Annotated in this window: 19 protein-coding genes and 1 tRNA gene; 7 read left to right on the forward strand and 13 right to left on the reverse strand. The window is 42.1% G+C overall.

Annotated features, from left to right (window positions below):
* Window positions 1–53: 53 nt before the first annotated feature.
* Both IJ00_RS15035 and IJ00_RS15040 read right to left on the reverse strand, forming a co-directional pair.
* Complete coding sequence (locus tag IJ00_RS15035) at window positions 54–815, reverse strand: CPBP family intramembrane glutamic endopeptidase (protein WP_238178342.1); 762 nt, start codon at window positions 813–815, stop codon at window positions 54–56.
* Window positions 816–1,326: 511 nt separating this feature from the next.
* Window positions 1,327–1,752, reverse strand: a complete 426-nt coding sequence (locus tag IJ00_RS15040) for an AbrB family transcriptional regulator (RefSeq protein WP_035154289.1) — start codon at window positions 1,750–1,752, stop codon at window positions 1,327–1,329.
* A 176-nt stretch (window positions 1,753–1,928) separates the two neighbouring features.
* On the opposite strand from IJ00_RS15040, the gene IJ00_RS29090 reads away from it, so the two are divergent.
* From IJ00_RS29090 to IJ00_RS15050, 3 genes are all read left to right on the forward strand, one after another.
* Window positions 1,929–2,213, forward strand: a complete 285-nt coding sequence (locus tag IJ00_RS29090; RefSeq protein WP_168163488.1) for a hypothetical protein — start codon at window positions 1,929–1,931, stop codon at window positions 2,211–2,213.
* A 1,047-nt stretch (window positions 2,214–3,260) separates the two neighbouring features.
* Window positions 3,261–3,449 (forward strand): hypothetical protein, encoded by a 189-nt coding sequence (locus tag IJ00_RS15045; protein ID WP_035154290.1) that lies wholly within the window; start codon window positions 3,261–3,263, stop codon window positions 3,447–3,449.
* A 57-nt stretch (window positions 3,450–3,506) separates the two neighbouring features.
* Window positions 3,507–4,538 (forward strand): succinate dehydrogenase/fumarate reductase iron-sulfur subunit, encoded by a 1,032-nt coding sequence (locus IJ00_RS15050; protein WP_035159098.1) that lies wholly within the window; start codon window positions 3,507–3,509, stop codon window positions 4,536–4,538.
* A 58-nt stretch (window positions 4,539–4,596) separates the two neighbouring features.
* Here IJ00_RS15050 and IJ00_RS15055 read toward each other — a convergent pair whose 3' ends face one another.
* The 4 genes from IJ00_RS15055 to psbX all read right to left on the reverse strand — a co-directional run bounded on the left by IJ00_RS15055 (window position 4,597) and on the right by psbX (window position 6,994).
* Entirely contained in the window at window positions 4,597–5,091 is a 495-nt protein-coding gene (locus tag IJ00_RS15055) for a TolB family protein (RefSeq protein WP_371259648.1), read from the reverse strand.
* A 63-nt stretch (window positions 5,092–5,154) separates the two neighbouring features.
* On the reverse strand, window positions 5,155–5,718 hold the full coding sequence (locus tag IJ00_RS15060; RefSeq protein ID WP_035154294.1) for a TolB family protein: 564 nt from the start codon (window positions 5,716–5,718) through the stop codon (window positions 5,155–5,157).
* Window positions 5,719–5,766: 48 nt separating this feature from the next.
* A complete protein-coding gene (locus IJ00_RS15065; RefSeq protein WP_035154295.1) occupies window positions 5,767–6,687 on the reverse strand; it encodes a Ycf66 family protein in 921 nt (306 codons plus the stop codon).
* Window positions 6,688–6,874: 187 nt separating this feature from the next.
* On the reverse strand, window positions 6,875–6,994 hold the full coding sequence (psbX, locus tag IJ00_RS15070) for a photosystem II reaction center X protein (RefSeq protein ID WP_035154297.1): 120 nt from the start codon (window positions 6,992–6,994) through the stop codon (window positions 6,875–6,877).
* 343 nt (window positions 6,995–7,337) lie between these two features.
* Between psbX and IJ00_RS15075 the strand changes: the two genes are divergently transcribed.
* The gene (locus IJ00_RS15075; RefSeq protein WP_035154298.1) at window positions 7,338–7,625 is read left to right on the forward strand and encodes a YggT family protein; all 288 of its coding nucleotides are present in this window, start codon (window positions 7,338–7,340) and stop codon (window positions 7,623–7,625) included.
* Between the two features lie 106 nt (window positions 7,626–7,731).
* Here IJ00_RS15075 and accC read toward each other — a convergent pair whose 3' ends face one another.
* Window positions 7,732–9,078, reverse strand: a complete 1,347-nt coding sequence (gene accC / locus IJ00_RS15080) for an acetyl-CoA carboxylase biotin carboxylase subunit (RefSeq protein WP_035154299.1) — start codon at window positions 9,076–9,078, stop codon at window positions 7,732–7,734.
* A gap of 463 nt (window positions 9,079–9,541) precedes the next feature.
* Between accC and IJ00_RS15085 the strand changes: the two genes are divergently transcribed.
* A tRNA-Leu gene (locus IJ00_RS15085) sits at window positions 9,542–9,622 on the forward strand.
* Window positions 9,623–9,843: 221 nt separating this feature from the next.
* Entirely contained in the window at window positions 9,844–10,470 is a 627-nt protein-coding gene (locus IJ00_RS15090; protein WP_035154300.1) for a chorismate lyase, read from the forward strand.
* A gap of 462 nt (window positions 10,471–10,932) precedes the next feature.
* On the opposite strand, the gene IJ00_RS15095 is transcribed toward IJ00_RS15090, so the two are convergent.
* From IJ00_RS15095 to IJ00_RS15120, 6 genes are all read right to left on the reverse strand, one after another.
* On the reverse strand, window positions 10,933–11,748 hold the full coding sequence (locus IJ00_RS15095) for a carbon dioxide-concentrating mechanism protein CcmK (RefSeq protein WP_035154302.1): 816 nt from the start codon (window positions 11,746–11,748) through the stop codon (window positions 10,933–10,935).
* 195 nt (window positions 11,749–11,943) lie between these two features.
* Complete coding sequence (locus IJ00_RS15100; RefSeq protein WP_035154303.1) at window positions 11,944–12,669, reverse strand: transferase; 726 nt, start codon at window positions 12,667–12,669, stop codon at window positions 11,944–11,946.
* A gap of 251 nt (window positions 12,670–12,920) precedes the next feature.
* Window positions 12,921–14,585, reverse strand: coding sequence for a ribulose bisphosphate carboxylase small subunit (locus tag IJ00_RS15105; protein WP_035154305.1), 1,665 nt, complete (start codon window positions 14,583–14,585; stop codon window positions 12,921–12,923).
* Between the two features lie 100 nt (window positions 14,586–14,685).
* Complete coding sequence (locus IJ00_RS15110; RefSeq protein ID WP_035154306.1) at window positions 14,686–14,988, reverse strand: EutN/CcmL family microcompartment protein; 303 nt, start codon at window positions 14,986–14,988, stop codon at window positions 14,686–14,688.
* A gap of 6 nt (window positions 14,989–14,994) precedes the next feature.
* Window positions 14,995–15,342, reverse strand: coding sequence for a carbon dioxide-concentrating mechanism protein CcmK (locus IJ00_RS15115; RefSeq protein WP_035154307.1), 348 nt, complete (start codon window positions 15,340–15,342; stop codon window positions 14,995–14,997).
* A gap of 318 nt (window positions 15,343–15,660) precedes the next feature.
* Window positions 15,661–15,969 carry a carbon dioxide-concentrating mechanism protein CcmK gene (locus tag IJ00_RS15120; protein WP_010995042.1) on the reverse strand — a complete coding sequence of 103 codons (309 nt, stop codon included), beginning with the start codon at window positions 15,967–15,969 and terminating at the stop codon, window positions 15,661–15,663.
* 634 nt (window positions 15,970–16,603) lie between these two features.
* On the opposite strand from IJ00_RS15120, the gene IJ00_RS15125 reads away from it, so the two are divergent.
* Complete coding sequence (locus tag IJ00_RS15125) at window positions 16,604–18,460, forward strand: NAD(P)H-quinone oxidoreductase subunit F (RefSeq protein WP_035154309.1); 1,857 nt, start codon at window positions 16,604–16,606, stop codon at window positions 18,458–18,460.
* The last annotated feature ends 54 nt before the right edge of the window (window positions 18,461–18,514 follow it).

The following is an 18,514-nucleotide window of genomic DNA, read 5'->3' on the forward strand; positions in this document are numbered from 1 at the left end:
CTATTTCGTCACCCCAATTTTTGCTAAAAGTCGGGGTGATGATGTTTTAAATCCTAGATACCTTTACCTAATGCCAGAACTATAGCAGTAATTAGCAAACAAGTAATTCCCGTGACTCCTGCTAAGGGCTTTTGATATTTACCTGTCACCCATTCTGGAACTTTGCCTGTGTAAGTAATTAATCCTGCGGTGTCAATGCAGGCGATCGCCCACACCCAACCTGTATGCAATCCCCAGGCTAAACCTAAGTTGTCATGATTGACTAATCTTGCCCCCACTAATACTATGCCCATCAGCCACAATCCAGGAATTTGTGGTATTGTTTCTCGTTGCTCCCAAACAAGGTGTAAAACAGCAAAAATCACACTAGAAGCTATTGCTGCTAACCATATCCCATTCACTTGAGCTAATTCTGTCAGGAGAAATCCTCGAAATATCAATTCTTCGACAGCACTAATTACTAAAGCAATCAAAAAAATTGAGAAAAGAATTGGTGGTAGCTGGGAAAAATTTTGCTTTTGCAGTTGACACCATCCCCACAGCAATTGGCAGCTAAACACCGCAGTTAAAGTGATTACACCCAAGAGACAACCGACCACTAAAGTGAGAATTGTCGATAAATTCAGCCACAAACCATAGCTGTTATAGGAAATCTCCCTAAATTGATTCATCAGCCACAAAATAATTGGAGCCAGACTATACAGAGAAATCACTAGGGGTATTTTTTTTTCTGCTGCTAAATTTTCCTGGGATGTCGATGGCAGGAAAAACAGTATAATTGCCGCAATTGGTAGCCAGAAAACTACCCAAGTCACAAAAAAAACCAGCACTATTACTGGGGCTGGAATTGTTTGTAAAAACACACTTATTGAGGATAGGAAATTTATTAATAATTCTTCATTATTCATCTGAGGAGAAATTGCAATTTTTCAATTGATTTTCAGTGGAAACCTGGAATTATTGAACTGATGTTAATTCTTGTCACCCAGAAATTACTGGGGATAATTAACTGAAAATATGGTGTATTTTGTGACATTTATCTAATTAAACACATAGAGAGGAAAGTTGAGTTTTTTGCCATGAGTTTGTTTCTGAAGGTCACTAGATACTAGTAGCGATCGCCCCCACAAACTTTTGACATCTTGGAGTAATAAACTAACTTCCCTCTCTACTGTATTAAAGCTGAAGCGTCATTCTGTTATTTCTACCGCAGGAATGACTGGATAATTATCAACGAAAAATCGGCAATATCCGAATATTTCCCTTGAAGAAGTGAGAAAAGTTACATAGAAAATTCTTGAAACTCATTCCCATCTTCCGAGAAATTTATTCTTCTTCTACATCGTCTACTTCGTCATCAATATCTTGCTGACTTCCCTTGCCATCGGAATCAACTTGAATTAAGTGGATATGTTTATATCCGAGCTTAATCACAAACTCATCACCAGATTTTAAGCCCATTGCTTTGGTGTAGGTAGCACCAATCACAATTTGACCATTTTGATGAACACTTACACGATAGGTCGGTTCACGACCACGACCATCTTTTGGAGTTTCTGGACTCAGAGGAATTCCTCTAGCAGACAACAAAGCATCATAAAAGTCGGTCAGGTTTACTCTTACTTGACCACCTTTAGTTGTAGTGTAATAGCCACACTGTTTGGCTCTTTCTCGACGCGGCAAACTAGAAAGTTCTTTGACTTTAGCTAGTAGTGCTTTTCCGGTTAAAGGTGCGATTGCGGTTTCAGTCATTAGGCTCTAGATTTCCTTAATCTCTCCAAACTGTTCAACAATGTCTCATCATGCCATAATTTGGCTTTGTGACATCCGTTATGACTTTGGTGTGATTCACCCTCAATGAAAGTGAATTCCTGCTGATCATTTATCCCTAACTTCTCCATGGGAAGCTAGCTATCACAGGCATTTATTTGCTGACCTTACGGCAATTTTCAGCATTTTCTGCCATCGAAAATGAAAGTGTTTTCTTTTTCTGGCGTTCACAGTGGTGTAATGTTTCAGCCAACTTGACAAAATTAGCGGATATGACTACGACACACAAGTATTCAGCTTCAAAAATTGCCACTTTTGATTTACTTTACGAACCTCTTAGCTGTAGAATTAGAGATTTTTCATCTAAAGTTCAGTATTCAGGAGTTGTAGTAGTTGCAGCAGGGGTAAACATTTTATCCAATGTACAGACGTTTCAAGCTTAACTTCCTATAGAAGTAAGTACTTTGGCATCTCTACTGACTCCTAGACAAGAGTTTTAAACCTAGCCTTTGGTGGGCAAAGCAAAAAATTTTTTCCTTTTTTAAGCTCTATCCATCAACAGATAGAGTGACTATCAACTCCTGTAACTGCTATATTCTGAACTCCTTTTATCTCCCTATTCCTTGCCAACAAAGGAAAGTTTCGTATTTCCATCAGGTGGAAGGGCATACAGCCTATTTTGCCAGTTGAACTGAAAATATATCCACTGGCAATGTCGAAGAAACAAATTTGGTATTCGCCGTTGTTGAACGGCAATAAATACTGGTTTTGTGACCTCGTAATTTTATATTAAATAATAGCATGGACTAATAATAGCAAAATATTTGTTTAAGTTTGAATTAAACTTACTGTTACACTTTGAACTCAACTATTGACATTTTGAAGACAAAGAAGCGAGAAATATCTAGCTGACATCCATAGATAGCTATTCTGCAAGTAGAGATGATGATTTACTAAAATTTGTAGATTGTTGCTCAACAGATGTATTTTGGTGATTCTCAGGTAGGAAGCAGAGTTTTGTAAAAATTCATGTAATTTTCAAAAAAACTGTTTGCATAAGTCTGTAGTCTTTCTTGATTATCTACTGTGGTGACTACCCTTTGGTTGTGGTGAGTGAGGAGGTGGGGAGCTAAAACATCAATATAAATTTATATAGGTTATTGTTATAGTTACATATCGGCTCACTTGCTCTTGTCTAGCGATCGCCATGACTTTCATTGCTTGTTGAGATCATTCCAGATAAGCGAAAAGGTGAGGATTTGGGATTAACTAGAGAAATTTCCGTCTAGAGAAGATGACTTCTGCTAACATCAACATACAGTTATAACAGTACTACTTGCCCAATAATCAATCTTTTTTGCTCTTGCTTTACTTGCAGCAGGAAAAACAATTGACTAGGCAGAACCGACTAAACTCTCTTATGTCAATCTGAATAATGGTTACAGATTTGTCTACCCTCTAGGAAATTGACTATAGAAGGGGAGAAAACCATGATTAAATCCGCAGCTACTTCGACAACTGAAATTTTCGAGTTTATCCTGAAGATTGAGAAGTTGTTACACTCTTGGTGTATTAACAGCAAACAGATACTTGTGAATAGCAGTGTCACCTCAGAGAAGATTTTTCTCCAGGCTGATTCAACAATTTATTTTCTCACTTCAGGCAACAATATCTTCTAGGACTCTGGGATGGATTTTGCCTGGGGAGTACTATCTTCAGATTTTGGGTTTACAGCAATGGAAGTCGCTTTCAAAGTTATTCGACAAACACAAAATTCTTCGGCGATCGCCAAGGATAGTGTTTCTAGGAGCATCACTCAAACTTATATTTTGCAGGTTGAGCCAGGGAATACTATCCTGGATTGCCTCAACCAAATTAAATGGGAGCAGGATGGGACACTAGCTTTTCGGAAAAATTGCCGTAATACGATTTGTGGTAGTTGTGCTATCCGGATTAATGGACGTTCTGCCCTTGCTTGTAAGGAAAATGTCGGTGGTGAAATATCCCGCTTACAGGCAATCACACCGGGCGAAAAACAGGAAAATTCCCTACCGGAAATCACGATCGCTCCCTTGGGTAATATGCCAGTTATCAAGGATTTAGTCGTAGATATGGATGGTTTCTGGAATGATTTAGAACGAGTTGCTCCCTATGTGAGTACAGCTGCTAGACAAGTACCAGAGCGAGAATTTTTGCAAACTCCTGCTGAGCGATCGCTTCTAGATCAAACTGGTAACTGTATTATGTGTGGTGCTTGTTACTCAGAATGTAACGCCAAGGAAGTTAACCCCGATTTTGTCGGACCCCATGCCTTAGCGAAGGCTTACCGGATGGTAGCAGATAACCGTGACAGTAATACTGCCAATCGTCTAGAAGAATACAATACAAGTACATCTGGTGTTTGGGGTTGTACCCGTTGCTACTACTGCAATGAAGTTTGCCCTATGGAAGTCGCACCTCTAGAGCAAATCAGTAAAATTAAACAAGAAATCCTGGAACGTAAACAGGCAAGTGATAGTCGCTCCATCCGCCATCGTAAGGTATTGGTAGACCTAGTGAAATCTGGTGGTTGGATTGACGAACGGCAATTTGGTTTACAAGTAATGGGTAATTATTTTCGTGATATTAAAGGTTTACTGAGTATTGCTCCCCTGGGTTTACGTATGCTTACCAAGGGTAAATTTCCCTTGAGTTTTGAAGCTTCTGAGGGAACCGAGCAGGTGCGATCGCTAATTAACGCCGTGCAAAAAGAAGAGAAGAAGCAATAGGTAATAGGTAACAAGTAATGGGTAATATTGAATATTGCCGATTACTTTCCCCTTACCTCTAGGGAATACTTATCTGTTGTCCAGAACGGTCATACACTAAGATATCCCATTGACCATTCACACTTGACTCAAAAGCCACCCGACTCCCATCAGCACTAATCACTGGATTGCGTACATCTGCCTGTAAATTTGCAGTCAGGTTGCGAGATTGGCGAGTTTCTCTATCATAAAGAAAAATACCGGAACGTCCTTGACGAGAAGCCTTAAAAACAATGTATCGACCATCTTCCGAGACTGAGGGGTGAGAGGCGATCGCGTCAAAGGAATTTAACCCAGGTAAATCAACTAAATTGCGATTCACCATATCAAACATATACACATCCTGAGTTCCTCGGCGATCGGTCGTCAAAACAATAAATCGACCAGCTATACGCGGTTCTCCCTCGGAAGCAGGACTATTTAACCCTCGTCCACCAGGGTCAAAAGGATAACTTAAAATTGCTGGGTATCCCGCACAACCACCTAAACTACCCAAGCTTATCCAAGTCAGAATTAGTACGGCGCGTTTACCTATAAATAATGACTTTCCCACTGCCTTTTCTCCCCCTTCTATCAACTAAAACGGTGGAGGTGATACCGTTGCACCATTGGGAATATCTAACTCAATATTTGGTCCCCGGTCAAGAACTTCAATATCCCACTGACCGCGAATCGTAGTTTCAAAGACTACGTACCGACCATCAGGACTAATCGCAGGATTTTTTACCCATCCTCGGTAGGTAGGTGTGAGTATTTGTGATTCTTGGGTTGCCCGATCATAGAGTGAAATCACTGGTCTACCTTGGTCACTGGTAATATATGCGATGTAGCGGGCATTGTAGCTGAGGCTAGGACTTTCAACAATCGAACCTGAGCGATTGAGGCGCGGTAGTGATGCAAAGCTTTGCTGTTGAATATCATACAACAACAACTGGTGAATACCGTTCCGATTAGAAACCAATGCTAAATATCGCCCATTACCACTGAGTGATGGTTGTTCTTCAGTGTAGCGGCTATTGAGATTGCCAGAGCCAATGGAAATATTTTCGGGATTACAGGATACAAGTAAGTTACCCAAAACAAAAACAAGACTCCAAGGAAATAGTTTTTGGAGCCAAAATCTCGGTGTAGTTTTTTTCACCTCAACTATCTTTCTCTAACTTGATGGCGAATTTCACCTCAGCTTGATTTATATATCATCAAAATCTGAAGAATTGTCCGACTCATCATCTTTACGGTCATTGCGGTCTACAGGTTTGTATTCTACATAGTCCGTGGGAATAACGTCATCATCCTGTGGAATACGTGTTTCTGAGTCATTACTGGGACGACGTTTTCTGGGTTTGGGGTTGTAGGGTTCTTCGTCACGAATTTCTGGACGAGAGGGACTACTACGTCTAGTTGGTCTTTGTTCCTGATTCCGTTCAGGGTTTTCCCAATCATCGGAAGTTCTAGAGGAGGATGAACCCCAGTTATCCTGTTCATTTCTCTCGCTGTTGCGACTTCCGGAACGGGAATTACGGCGTTTTGTTGGTTTTTCGGCTTCGCTTTTATCTGTTAGGGAGCTACGTTCGGAACGACGGGGTGGTTCGTCTTCATAGTAATTATCTCGCGAAGGGCGGCTATCCCGACTACCGCGAATACGTCGAGGTTGGGGTTCTTCCTCGTAGTAATCATCATCGTAGGGTAAGGGTTCTAGGTCATCCTCTACCTCGGCATTGTAACGTGACCTCGTTTTATATTTGTAATTGTTGCTAACTGGGCGATCGTCATCCACAATTTTGGTATTGCGTTTTGCCTGCTCCGTGGCAATACCTCGCAAACGGATACTTTCCACTGCGAAGAATACCGTGGAACCCACCAGCAGTAATTGCCCAAATTGCAGAATTGGGTCTAAACGCCAACCTTGAAATATTAAGATGAAGCCGCAGAGTAAACCCACCGCAGCAAAAAATATGTCTTGGTCGCGGGAGAGTTCTGGACGTACAGAACGTAAAAAATATAGTGCTGCCCCAGCTACAGCCAAGCAAATTCCAAGAACACTGGCTGAGTTCGCCCCAAAGTTTACTTGAGCCAGCATACTGGCTGAATTCAGCCCAAAAGTTACCATGGTGATTTTCCTAATATCTAATCTATGTTAGCGAGTCAGTATTTAAATCTCTACTGTAACTAAACACAATATAATTTTAGAGACGCGAAACGACTTCGCTCTGAAATTGACGAAGGTTTGCGCGTCTCTAGTCTGGCGATCGCCTAACAAATAATTAATACCAGAGCCGATTTGACCTGGGTTTATCTTAAAAACGCTGGATTTTATCTTTTTGGCTGATAAAAATCAAACCAACGGTGGCTGGGATAACAACAATGACTGTACCCCAAACTAGACTCCAAAGGAAATTTGATAAAGAAGCTGTCATACAAATCAACCTTTTTTTACACACTTCAAATTAATTCTAATAGTCTATTACATCCTTGAGAAGCAGGTTGACAGGAAAATATGCTGAGGACTATGCCAGACTGCGAGCAATTCTCTGTTCTGTATTGACCTGAGACTATAAATTCTTGACTTGCCCCATAGAGATAAAATGAGAGAAAATACTTCACAAAACTTAAAACTGTGATTTTTAGCTCTTAGACTGACTTAAAAATAGGAATAGAGTGAAAGGGAAAAGATTTATAATCCTCTGGCAAAATGTTTCTTCTAACCCTGTCTCCTTTGTCTGCTAGGAGTGTAATTTCTCAAAAAGGCTGTAATCACCCATGAATAGCATAGATGTCACTGCTTTGATTCTAGGACTCACACTCGGTGTGATGGTGTTCCTATTTATATTCCGGATAATTTTGACCTGGTATCCCCAAGTTGATTTACAACGGTTTCCTTTCTCTGTGATTGCCATACCCACAGAACCCTTTTTGATTCCATTACGGAAAATAGTTCCACCGATTGGAGGTGTGGACATTTCCCCGATTATTTGTGTGGGTGTCTTTAGCTTTGTCCGGGAAATTCTCCTGGGTCAACAAGGTCTGTTGACGATGATGACCCATTAAACTTATACAATGTCAACAAAAAATGACGGGTGTAGTGTGAGCGCTCAGTTGAAGGCTGCCCGCACTACCTCATATGCATCAAAATCAAATTGACAGAGTACCAGAACTATAAACCTTTCATATCTTGGATAAAGCTGGTATAGACCTGACCCGCTAAAAACTGCTGATTTTCCATAATTTTCTGATGGAAACTGATAGTTGTTGGTAGACCTGTAATCGCACATTCCCGTAATGCTCGTTTCATACGGTTAATTGCTGTGTTTCTATCCGGACCCCAAACAATTAACTTACCAATAAGAGAGTCATAGTAGGGTGGGATTTGATAATCAGTATAAACGTGGGAATCAATACGCACACCAGGACCTCCGGGAGGTAAGTAACCACTGATTCTACCGGGTGCAGGACGGAAGTCATGGTCTGGATCTTCAGCATTAATCCGACATTCAATGGCATGACCTCGTAATACTACCTGTTCTTGGGTCAATCTTAATCTTTCACCCTGGGCAACACGGATTTGTTCGCCGACTAAATCAATTCCCGTAATCATTTCCGTAACTGGGTGTTCTACCTGAATCCGAGTATTCATTTCCATAAAGTAGAACTTGCCGGATTTGTCCAGGAGAAACTCTATAGTTCCAGCACCAGTGTAATTGATGAATTTTGCTGCTTTAACGGCAGCATCTCCCATTTTCTCCCGTAATTCCGGGTCAAGGGCAGGACTAGGTGCTTCCTCCAGGAGTTTTTGGTTGCGACGTTGAATAGAACAATCCCGTTCTCCCAGGTGAATCACATTGCCGTAATTATCTGCCAGAATTTGAAACTCTATGTGTCGGGGACGCTCAATAAACTTTTCCAGATAAACTCCAGAGTTGCCAAAAGCTGCACCTGCTTCTCCCTGAGCTTGTTGGAAAAGTCTAATAAAATCCTCTTCTGCGTGTACTAAACGCATTCCTCGTCCACCACCACCAGCGGTAGCTTTAATCATTACCGGATAGCCAATTTGACTGGCGATCGCCAAACCCTCTTGTTCCGAAGTTACCAAACCATCACTACCAGGAACCGTAGGAACTCCAGCTCTTTGCATGGTTTCTTTGGCGGTTGATTTATCCCCCATCAAACGAATTGCTTCCGGTGAAGGACCAATAAAAGCAATATGGTGGTCAGCACAGATTTCCGCAAACTTGGCATTCTCTGCTAAAAAGCCATATCCAGGATGAATAGCCGTAGCATTGCGAGTCAAAGCCGCTGCAATGATATTAGGAATATTCAAATAGCTTTTACCACTAGCCGCATCACCAATACAAACAGCTTCATCAGCTAATTGTACGTGCAACGCATTCCGATCCACAGTAGAGTGTACAGCAACCGTTGCAATCCCCATTTCTTCACAAGCTCGGAGAATGCGAAGCGCAATTTCTCCCCGATTAGCAATTAAAACCTTATCAAACTTCATCTCTTAGCTTTAAATACTTAATCCAGTCGATTAACATTTTCCCTCGGTTGGCAATCATGCCGACACCTGATTGCGAATTCTTGCAGAGGAAGCAGGTTCAAAGTCACAGAAGTGAAATACTTAACAAAACTTGCTAACCTTCTGAACTTTCGGATGCCAACCCCTGGATTCTAGTATTTTGCAGATGGTCTGTGTGATTACTCGACCTAGGGTTGTTTTCCATAGCATCCTGCGTCCCATAGTGTAACTGACTTCCTGAACTGTGTTCTAATTCGCCGCTATTACCTTCACCTTTTTTAATATCACTCCTAGGATGACTTTATTTCTGTCAGTTATATATACTCTCTGAAATTTTTTTTGTATTTTCTCAAAAAATGGGTGATACTTGACCATTTCCCATTTTCCCATTTACAACATCTCAGATTTACTGTATAATCAATTTTTGTTTGAATAAATATAGCTTGCGGATGTGGCGGAATTGGTATACGCGCACGTTTGAGGGGCGTGTGGCTTTGCCTTGCGAGTTCGAGTCTCGCCATCCGCATTTTTTAGTTACCAGTCTTAATGATTGGCTTACTATATTGCGCTTATTACTATCTCCTTGCTGTCATTCTTCGGTAAAGGGTATTTTTTGCTAGCCAAATCATATCCTATTCCCAGGATGTAAAAGGTTATCACCAGAAAAATATCGATTTATCACCTCTACTTACCATTCATGACTTCAGTTATGCTTTTATAGAAGTAGGTGAAGTTTTGTAAATAACCTTGACTGCAACTTTTACGCCAACAAATAACCCAACATTGCCAACTGCATGGCATCGTCTCTCTCCCGATTGGCAAGGGGGGGAAGAAGTGGTACAGCAGGGTTTATCCCATAAACAGATGGCACCTTCTTGGCAACTGCTACTTTTGGGTGATGGTTCCCCCACAAGGCATTTACAGCTACTGACGGGAGAGCCGACAGAAGTAGATGTGATTGATATGTCCCTAGTTGGGAAAGATTTGGATGGAGCTCCAGAACTTATAGAAACCATTCCAGGACCAAGATTACGACGACAGGTTTGGCTACGTACAGCTTCTGGTCAGCGATTAGCCTATGCAACCTCCTGGTGGGAAGCATCCCATGTAGATGAGTACTTACAAAATCGCTCATTGCCAATATGGGCAAGTTTGGCTAGATTGCGAACAGAACTATATCGAGATGTACAAGGGGTCTATTTTGGCTATTCAGAAGCTCTTCAGGCTGGCTTCAATCAAAAGGGACCTTTTTGGGGAAGGCATTATCTATTTTGGCATCATGGGCAACCTTTAACCCTAATTTATGAAGTTTTTTCACCTTATTTGACTAGGTATCTTGGTCCAATGCAATTGGATAATGCTGATGCTGGTTAATATGGTGAAATTATGATGTGGATGGAGGTTGAGTGCAAGGGATGGGCAATCCCGGAGTAATGCCGTAGGAATTATAATCACTATACTAGTTGGCGAAAGCCTGCTAGAGAGAATTCTGGCGTAAATTACAAAATCTCTATGATTTTCAGCCGAGTACTGTCAATGAGTTCTGTATTTATCTGTATTCATTTCATCCCTTAAGCTGAGGGGAAAAGAGATTTAGCTTTTGATAACTCAGTGTTGTTATACCTGAACTTGCTTGTTCAAACAAAGAGCAATATCTTAAATTTCAGGAGAAGGCACTGGTTATCAAACTGATTAACATAGTATTGCTCAAATAAATATTAAATCTATCAGGTAAGTAAAAATTCAGGCTCATCAGTCTGAATATTGACTTGAATTCAACTCTGATTTGCTCCGTAAAAATAATATCTACTTTAGACTGCTATTTATTGACTCCGGCTAGGGTCTGCCTTCATCGTCATTTCCATAATACTCTTCTATGATTTTCTCGGCTAATTGATTTCGCTGAGGTAATTCAACAAACTCCACTTCTTGAATTGGGGGCAATTGAATTAACTCCATTTCTTTTATGGGTTCTTTAATATCTAGTGGGAATTTGAGTGGTTGACGTTCTTCAATCCAGCAACTGGCGACAGGTAAAGTTTCTTCCAACTCATCCAAGGGTCGAGGGATAACCATGACAGCATTTAATTCCCCAATCCGTTCTGCCTCATACATTCCTGCTTCTACAGCCACAGCGACATTTGCTACAGAACCACGAATAATGGCTGTACACAAACCACCGCCAATTTTTTCATAGGCTGCTAATTGAACATCGGCTGCTTTTAACATCGCATCAGCTGCCCCTACCATGGCTGGGAAGCCCCGTGTTTCTACTAATCCAATGGCTTGATTACTTAAGCGACTATAGCTGCTACCTTCGCTTAATTCAGTGATGCGGCTGGTTATGGGTAGGACAATATTTAAATTCGGAAAAGGGCGGGGAATTACTAAACTAGAAACGTACTGGTCAAACTGCTTGGCTGTTTGTTCTCCAGATTCCACAGCTAGACGTACATCCGCGATTCCACCTCGAACGATCGCCGTGCAATGTCCTCCACCAATTTTTTCGTAGCCGATTAAATGTACGCCTGCGGACTTGAGCATCATATCAGCAGTACCAACGATCGCTGGAAAGCTTAGGGTTGAGACCAATCCTAGGGCTGTATCCTGATAGCGATCGCGTTGCCGTGACGCTTGACTGTATGCTTCCATGCAAATTCTCCAGGAAGATAAATAAGGTCTGGGGGATTGGGTACTGGAAGTAAATTAATCCAGAATGCTGGTGAGAAAAATTAACATAGAAAGATTTGTCGAGAGAAAGTCAGTAAGGAGAAAATTTTCCATACCAAACATTTCAATTCCCACACCCTCAATAGCATAGTTGCCGAATCCCTATACTTAATCTAACTATTCCTCAGAGTTTGGGCTATGGAAAGACTGGCGGTGGGGAAATAATGTCACTAATAATCGCTGAATACTTCCTTGTCCATATATGTGAGCGCCAAAACTATTTGCTGATTCTGTAGGTGATTCAGAAGTAGTTTCAGGATTAATTGCGGAAGAAACTTCTTCTGAAGTTTCGGGATGATTATCTGAGTGATTTTCTTCTGGTTGTTGAGTGAGAATGGGGGAGTCAGGATTAGTAGGTACGGAGTTATCTTCACTATCCCAATAATCTTGATTTTCCAGTTCTAAACTGATGTGTACCTTTTCTATCTGAGTTCCTGTTAGTAACTGAACTTGCTCTATTAGAGGTGTTGTGTTTTCTGGAAGCATTTCATGGCGACTGTCATCACCTAAAACAGAACCAGGAGCGATAATTTTTCCCGACTCCACAGAGCAGTTAAACACGGTTGTTGCTGAACCAATACAAGCATTAGCGCCGATTGTACCTTGACCAACCATCAGAAAACCGGCTCCCAGATTAGCTCCTGTTTGTATTTCCAGAGTTCCTTGATCAACAGTGAGGATTGCCCCCATACCGATACAAGCTCCTGCACCAATAATGATTTTGCTGTTTGGAGCTGCTTGGAGTATCACACCCGGAGCGATCGCCGCACTGGGATGAATAATCACCTCGCCACTGATGTAAGAATCAAAGTTATCCCCTAGGCGCAGTGGCGGCACAGACATGAAATTTTAACCTCGGAAGCCGGACAAATAAGTGCTGAGAAATGGGTAATAACCTGCTAGCAGAATTCAGGAGTAGAGTTTTTAGTCTTTTCCCAGAAGTTTTTCCCTGACCCATCCCAGGCAAAAATCTCTGAATTCTGCAAAATCTATAATTAATACTGAGCAAGTGAAAAACCTCGCCGCCAAGGCAACCTGTGACGGCAGATTGGGATGTCACACAAGACGCTTTTGGAAATTCCGTCTAGGCTAGACTAGGGGCGTTGAATAATTGTTTCCAGTACTCGACGCTTGGCTTTGGCATCAATGCCAATCAAACGAACATATTCACCTTGGTATTCAGCTAAAAGGGATTCTAAAGCTGCAACTGCTTCTCTGTCGCTTCTAGCTTCAATTTGACCGCAGCTACTCCAGGAACCCATACGGAAACGACGTTCATCTACGTGTTCCGCACTGATTTTATTTCCACTTGCTAGTAGCTGTCGCAATTGGTCTACAACTTCTGCGCTGAGGCTAGTACTAGTGGTTGTAGCTGTTGCCGAACTTCCATAGGAAGAGGAACTGCTGCTAGTGAAGGATGACTTCCCACTGCTAGAGGGAGCTACTTGCCCGTTTGGTCTTTGAATAATGCTTTCTAAAACACGGCGCTTGGCTTTGGCATCAATACCAATCAAACGCACGTATTCACCTTGATGAGTCACCATGCATTCTTCCAGAGCGCTGATAACTTCTTTGGTGGAACTGGATTCAATTGGTTGGCAGCTTTGCCAAGAACCTGTACGGAAACGACGCTCGTCTACGTGTTCTGTACCAATTTTGTAGCCACTAGCAAGCAGTTGACGAATTTGCTCGACGGTTTCGGCATTGAGGCTACCACTACCGTTTCCATTACCATTGCTGCTATAGCTGTTGCCATTGTTGCTAGCTGTCGCGGCTTTAAAGGTTGCGGGTGTACCAACAGTACCATCTGGACGCTGAATGATGGTTTCTAGAACCCTACGTCTACCGTTAGGGTCGATACCAAACAGACGGACATACTCGCCGCTATGCTCTACTAGACAATCTTCTAGAGCTGCGATCGCCTCACCAATACTTCTAGCATCAACAGGTTTACAGCTAGTCCAAGAACCTGTACGGAACCGACGTTGGTCTACGTGTTCTGTACCAATCTTATACCCTCTATCTAACAGAAAGCGTAGTTGCTCTACTGTATCTGAACCCAAGCGATTGCCTGCCACTTCACTACTCCTTTCCAACTCAATCACATCTAACTTTGTATAAGATTTAGCTGCTTCGTTCCGAATCGGTGCGATACACTTACTATCAGCAGCACATAGATAACCAGCTCGCAACGCTTGGTTAATGCCGACGACGTGTTCAGCAAAATGCTTATCCTGTGCCTGCACATCCGGCAGGCGATCGGCTTGTTGCTGACTGGTAATAATCGCTCCTGATGGTACGTACTTACCTGGGGGTATAACCACATCTTGGATTAAAGCGTGCATCATCACGATGCAACCACTACCCACCTTGGCATTAAAGACCGTCGAGCGAAAACCAATAAAACAGTTATCACCCACATAGCAAGGACCATGAATCAATGCCATGTGAGTGATGCAGTTATCTTTTCCCACCCATACCGAGTATTCTTGGTTATCATCACCAACAACTCGACCTTGCTCCAAGCCGTGGATTACCACCCCATCTTGAATATTGGTATTTTCACCGATATAAAAGGGCGCACCCTCATCTGCCCGAATCGATGTTCCCGGAGCAATAATCACGTTAGCACCAATTTCCACATCCCCAATAATATGGGAAAAAGAATGGACAAACGCCGTTTTATCTATGTTTGGTTCAGCTAAATTTCTTGACCACGGGGTTGGGGGTGCTGCCTCCGCCGTGCTGCGGACTGCCATCGCGAGATTCCTCCTCAGTTGCTCTCAAGTCAACAGCCATCAGTTCATAGCCAACAGAGAAAATACTATCGGCTTTTGACCTGAGACTTTTGACTACAATTCATCGATATTGGTCTTTTTTGCTATAAATCAAGCGATTTTCAACGTTAACTGTATCTATAATCGCTACTACTGCCGCATCTACAGGACGTTGTTCGTTGCCAAGTATTTGACGGACTACACTGCCACGACTGACAAGTACCCACTCATCTACTCCTGCACCCACGCTGTCTGCTGCCACTTCATACTCTGGCAAGACACGTCCTTCCTCATCCAATAATTGCAGCAACAGTAGCTTTACACCCCTGAGACTTGGATCTTTTTGGGTGCTGACTACTGTGCCACGAACTTTAGCAATTTGCATTACATTTTATGGTCTTCTACCACCAAAGGGACGAATGGCGTTTACATTCTCCCGGAATTGTTCTACATCTTCTGTATAACGGATTGGCAGGACATATTCGAGGTTCTCATGGGGACGAGCAATAATGTGTGTTGACAGTACTTGTCCGCCATTAACTCGTTTTACCGATTCTACTCCAGCACCAACGGATGCTTGCACTTCAGAGACATCCCCACGAACGATAACTGTAACGCGACCGCTACCAATTTTCTCATATCCCACTAGGGTGACGCGGGCTGCTTTCACCATTGCATCCGCTGCTTCTACCACAGCTGGAAAACCCAACGTTTCTACCATTCCCACTGCAATTGACATTACTTTATATCCTTAATCCAGCTTCCAACAATAATTTAAACACAAGCAAAGCTAGCTACAAAAGGCAAACCCCGGATGGATTTTGGATTCTGATGAAAAGTTGACGAATCACTTTCAGGTACGCTGCAAACAGCATAGTTGCTGCTATGCCAGAATTTGGAAACTTCAAACCTTCCGGTTGTCAACTTTTCAAGGAGAGTTATGGATTAAACTGACTCAAAAGACGAATCTGATATGTGATTATGTGCTATTGCCTGCGATATTTTCACAATCAAGTCGAACTTGAACAGTTAATCTCAGTATCTCAAATCACCTCTTCTAGGTTCGGAACTGTTCTACCGCTTCGGTGTAACGAATTGGCAACACATATTCCAGGTTCTCATGGGGACGAGCGATGATATGGGTTGATACAACCTCACCACCGTTAACTCTTCTTGCAGCTTCAATTCCCGCAGCCACAGACGCTTGAACTTCGGAAACGTCTCCCCGAACAATCACTGTCACGCGGGCACTACCGATTTTCTCGTAACCCACCAATGTTACACGAGCTGCTTTTACCATCGCGTCAGCAGCTTCTACTACAGCAGGGAAACCCTTAGTTTCAATCATTCCAACCGCAATTGGCATCGCAGGACTCCTAACAAAATTAATCCAATTAGTAAATCAGTACTGTCTCGTGGAAAATTCCGACGGGGATGCTCATCTTGAGCGAAAAACTGTACTCCAATTAAGCATAGGAAACCTTTGTCCCCCTGACAATATAAATTAGTATAATAGTTTATAATAAAAAAGTTTTAAAAAACTTAATATATTTTTATCTGGGGATTTTGCTCAATTTAAGTTCATGGATTCCTAGAGTATCCACTTCTGCTTTATAATTTTTTTATTACATTTGCTTGCTCAAAGTTCATAAACTGGGAAAATCTGCTCATCGAGGAACGAAAAACTGTGTGAAACACCTCACGTAGTGTCTTTCCTCTGTTTCTGTTGTCTGTGTAAAAAATACTTAAATATATTATATAAATTTTTATTATAATACATATAAATGGCTATTTTGAGATGAGAAAAACCTGATATGTTGCTAAAACAACTTCTGTCGCACAGTCTCTATTAATAATAGCAATTGTATTTTTTTGCAGGTTATAAAAGACAAATGAAATGAAAATATACGATAATAAATTGTCATTAAGTATCGATAAAAACTTACTTAATTCATAGAGATATGTGAATAGTTGCCAAAGCAAGAACCAGGAAAAATTAGATGAATCAATTATTGTTTGCAACGAGTTGGTGGCTGCCTGCATATGGCTTACTGGGGGCGGTTTGCGCTCTGCCTTGGGCAATGGGATTGATTCGCCGCACAGGTCCTAGACCGGCAGCATACTTTAACTTGTTGACTACGTTTTTAGCTTTTATCCATAGCTTGTTAGTCTTCAAAGATATTTGGAGCATTGATGTGGAAAATCTTGTGATTACTTGGTTTACTGCGGGGGATTTTCATCTTTCTTTTGCTTTAGAAATATCACAAGTTAGTATTGGGGCATCAGTTTTAATTACAGGTTTGAGCCTGTTAGCACAAGTATATGCCCTGGGCTATATGGAAAAAGATTGGGCATTGGCGCGTTTCTTCGCCTTGATGGGATTTTTTGAGGCGGCGTTAAGTGCACTAGCCATCAGTGACTCACTCTTTCTCAGCTATGCGGTTTTAGAAGTTTTAACCCTCTCAACCTATATGTTGGTAGGGTTTTGGTATGCTCAGCCCTTAGTTGTGACAGCTGCTAGGGATGCGTTTTTAACTAAGCGGGTAGGTGACTTACTGCTATTGATGGGGGTTGTTGCCCTATCAACGATGGCAGGGAGTTTGAATTTTCCAGATTTATATGAATGGGCACAAACTGCTCAGTTAAGTCCTCTGACATCTAACTTGTTGGGTTTAGCTTTAATTGCTGGACCTGCGGGAAAATGTGCCCAGTTCCCCTTACACCTGTGGTTAGACGAGGCTATGGAAGGTCCGAACCCGGCATCGGTGATGCGAAATTCCATGGTTGTGGCAGGGGGAGCTTATGTATTATTTAAGCTGCAACCGATTTTAGCTCTATCTCCGATAGCATTAAATGCCTTGGTGATTATGGGTACGGTGACAGCAGTGGGGGCGACTCTGGTTTCCTTGGCTCAGATTGACATTAAGCGGGCACTATCCCACTCTACTAGTGCCTATATGGGTTTAGTTTTCTTGGCAGTAGGGATGCAACAGGGTGGTGTGGCTTTGATGTTGTTGCTTAGTCATGCGATCGCCAAGGCTTTATTATTTATGAGTTCCGGCTCAGTTATTTTTACAACCAGTACCCAAGATTTAACAGAAATGGGTGGTTTATGGTCACGGATGCCAGCCACAACAACAGCCTATGTTGTCGGAGCCGCAGGAATGGTGACTATTTTGCCCTTGGGTAGTTTTTGGGCGATGTTATCCTGGGCTGATGGCTTTGCCTTTAGTAGTCCGTGGGTTGTGGGAGTTTTAGTACTAGTCAATGGGTTGACTGTCTTAAATTTAACTAGAGTTTTCCGCCTCATCTTTTGGGGAGAACCCCAGCAAAAAACTCGCAGAGCGCCGGAAGTTGCTTGGCAAATGGCTGTACCGATGGTGACTTTGACAATCACAACCCTGTTATTACCGATGATGCTACAACAATGGTACTTGTTACCTAGTTGGGAGAGTATCAACTGGGTTGTGATGATTAGTCTGATTGCCTCCAGCGTTCTGGGCTTGTTCATTGGTTCTACCATGCATCTTCACAAAGCGTGGTCACGCTCTCGCATTTTGGCGTGGAGATTCATTCAAGATTTATTAGGTTACGACTTTTACATTGATCGGGTGTACAAGTTGACCGTAGTTAGTGCAGTGGCTTTACTATCGAAAATTTCCAATTGGAGCGATCGCTATCTGGTAGATGGTTTAGTCAACCTAGTTGGTTTTGCCGCTATTTTTGGTGGTCAAAGTCTGAAATATAGTATTTCTGGTCAATCTCAAGGATATATGCTCACCATTGTTGTTGGTATTAGTATCCTGGGTTTTCTTATTAGTTGGTCTCTTGGTTTATTAGATAGCTGGCATTTTTAGGTGATTGCCTTTCTCCAAAAAAACCTTTCCCTTTACCCCTTCCCCTTCTTTTCA

It is taken from the genome of Calothrix sp. 336/3, assembly GCF_000734895.2.
GTDB lineage: Bacteria > Cyanobacteriota > Cyanobacteriia > Cyanobacteriales > Nostocaceae > 336-3.

Coding starts and splice junctions, on each gene's coding strand:
- IJ00_RS15040 (WP_035154289.1), bottom strand. CDS start 1,752: ATGACTGAAACCGCAATCGCACCTTTAACCGGAAAAGCACTACTAGCT.
- IJ00_RS15045 (WP_035154290.1), top strand. CDS start 3,261: ATGATTAAATCCGCAGCTACTTCGACAACTGAAATTTTCGAGTTTATC.
- IJ00_RS15050 (WP_035159098.1), top strand. CDS start 3,507: ATGGAAGTCGCTTTCAAAGTTATTCGACAAACACAAAATTCTTCGGCG.
- IJ00_RS15065 (WP_035154295.1), bottom strand. CDS start 6,687: ATGGTAACTTTTGGGCTGAATTCAGCCAGTATGCTGGCTCAAGTAAAC.
- psbX (WP_035154297.1), bottom strand. CDS start 6,994: ATGACAGCTTCTTTATCAAATTTCCTTTGGAGTCTAGTTTGGGGTACA.
- IJ00_RS15075 (WP_035154298.1), top strand. CDS start 7,338: ATGAATAGCATAGATGTCACTGCTTTGATTCTAGGACTCACACTCGGT.
- accC (WP_035154299.1), bottom strand. CDS start 9,078: ATGAAGTTTGATAAGGTTTTAATTGCTAATCGGGGAGAAATTGCGCTT.
- IJ00_RS15095 (WP_035154302.1), bottom strand. CDS start 11,748: ATGGAAGCATACAGTCAAGCGTCACGGCAACGCGATCGCTATCAGGAT.
- IJ00_RS15100 (WP_035154303.1), bottom strand. CDS start 12,669: ATGTCTGTGCCGCCACTGCGCCTAGGGGATAACTTTGATTCTTACATC.
- IJ00_RS15105 (WP_035154305.1), bottom strand. CDS start 14,585: ATGGCAGTCCGCAGCACGGCGGAGGCAGCACCCCCAACCCCGTGGTCA.
- IJ00_RS15110 (WP_035154306.1), bottom strand. CDS start 14,988: ATGCAAATTGCTAAAGTTCGTGGCACAGTAGTCAGCACCCAAAAAGAT.
- IJ00_RS15115 (WP_035154307.1), bottom strand. CDS start 15,342: ATGTCAATTGCAGTGGGAATGGTAGAAACGTTGGGTTTTCCAGCTGTG.
- IJ00_RS15120 (WP_010995042.1), bottom strand. CDS start 15,969: ATGCCAATTGCGGTTGGAATGATTGAAACTAAGGGTTTCCCTGCTGTA.
- IJ00_RS15125 (WP_035154309.1), top strand. CDS start 16,604: ATGAATCAATTATTGTTTGCAACGAGTTGGTGGCTGCCTGCATATGGC.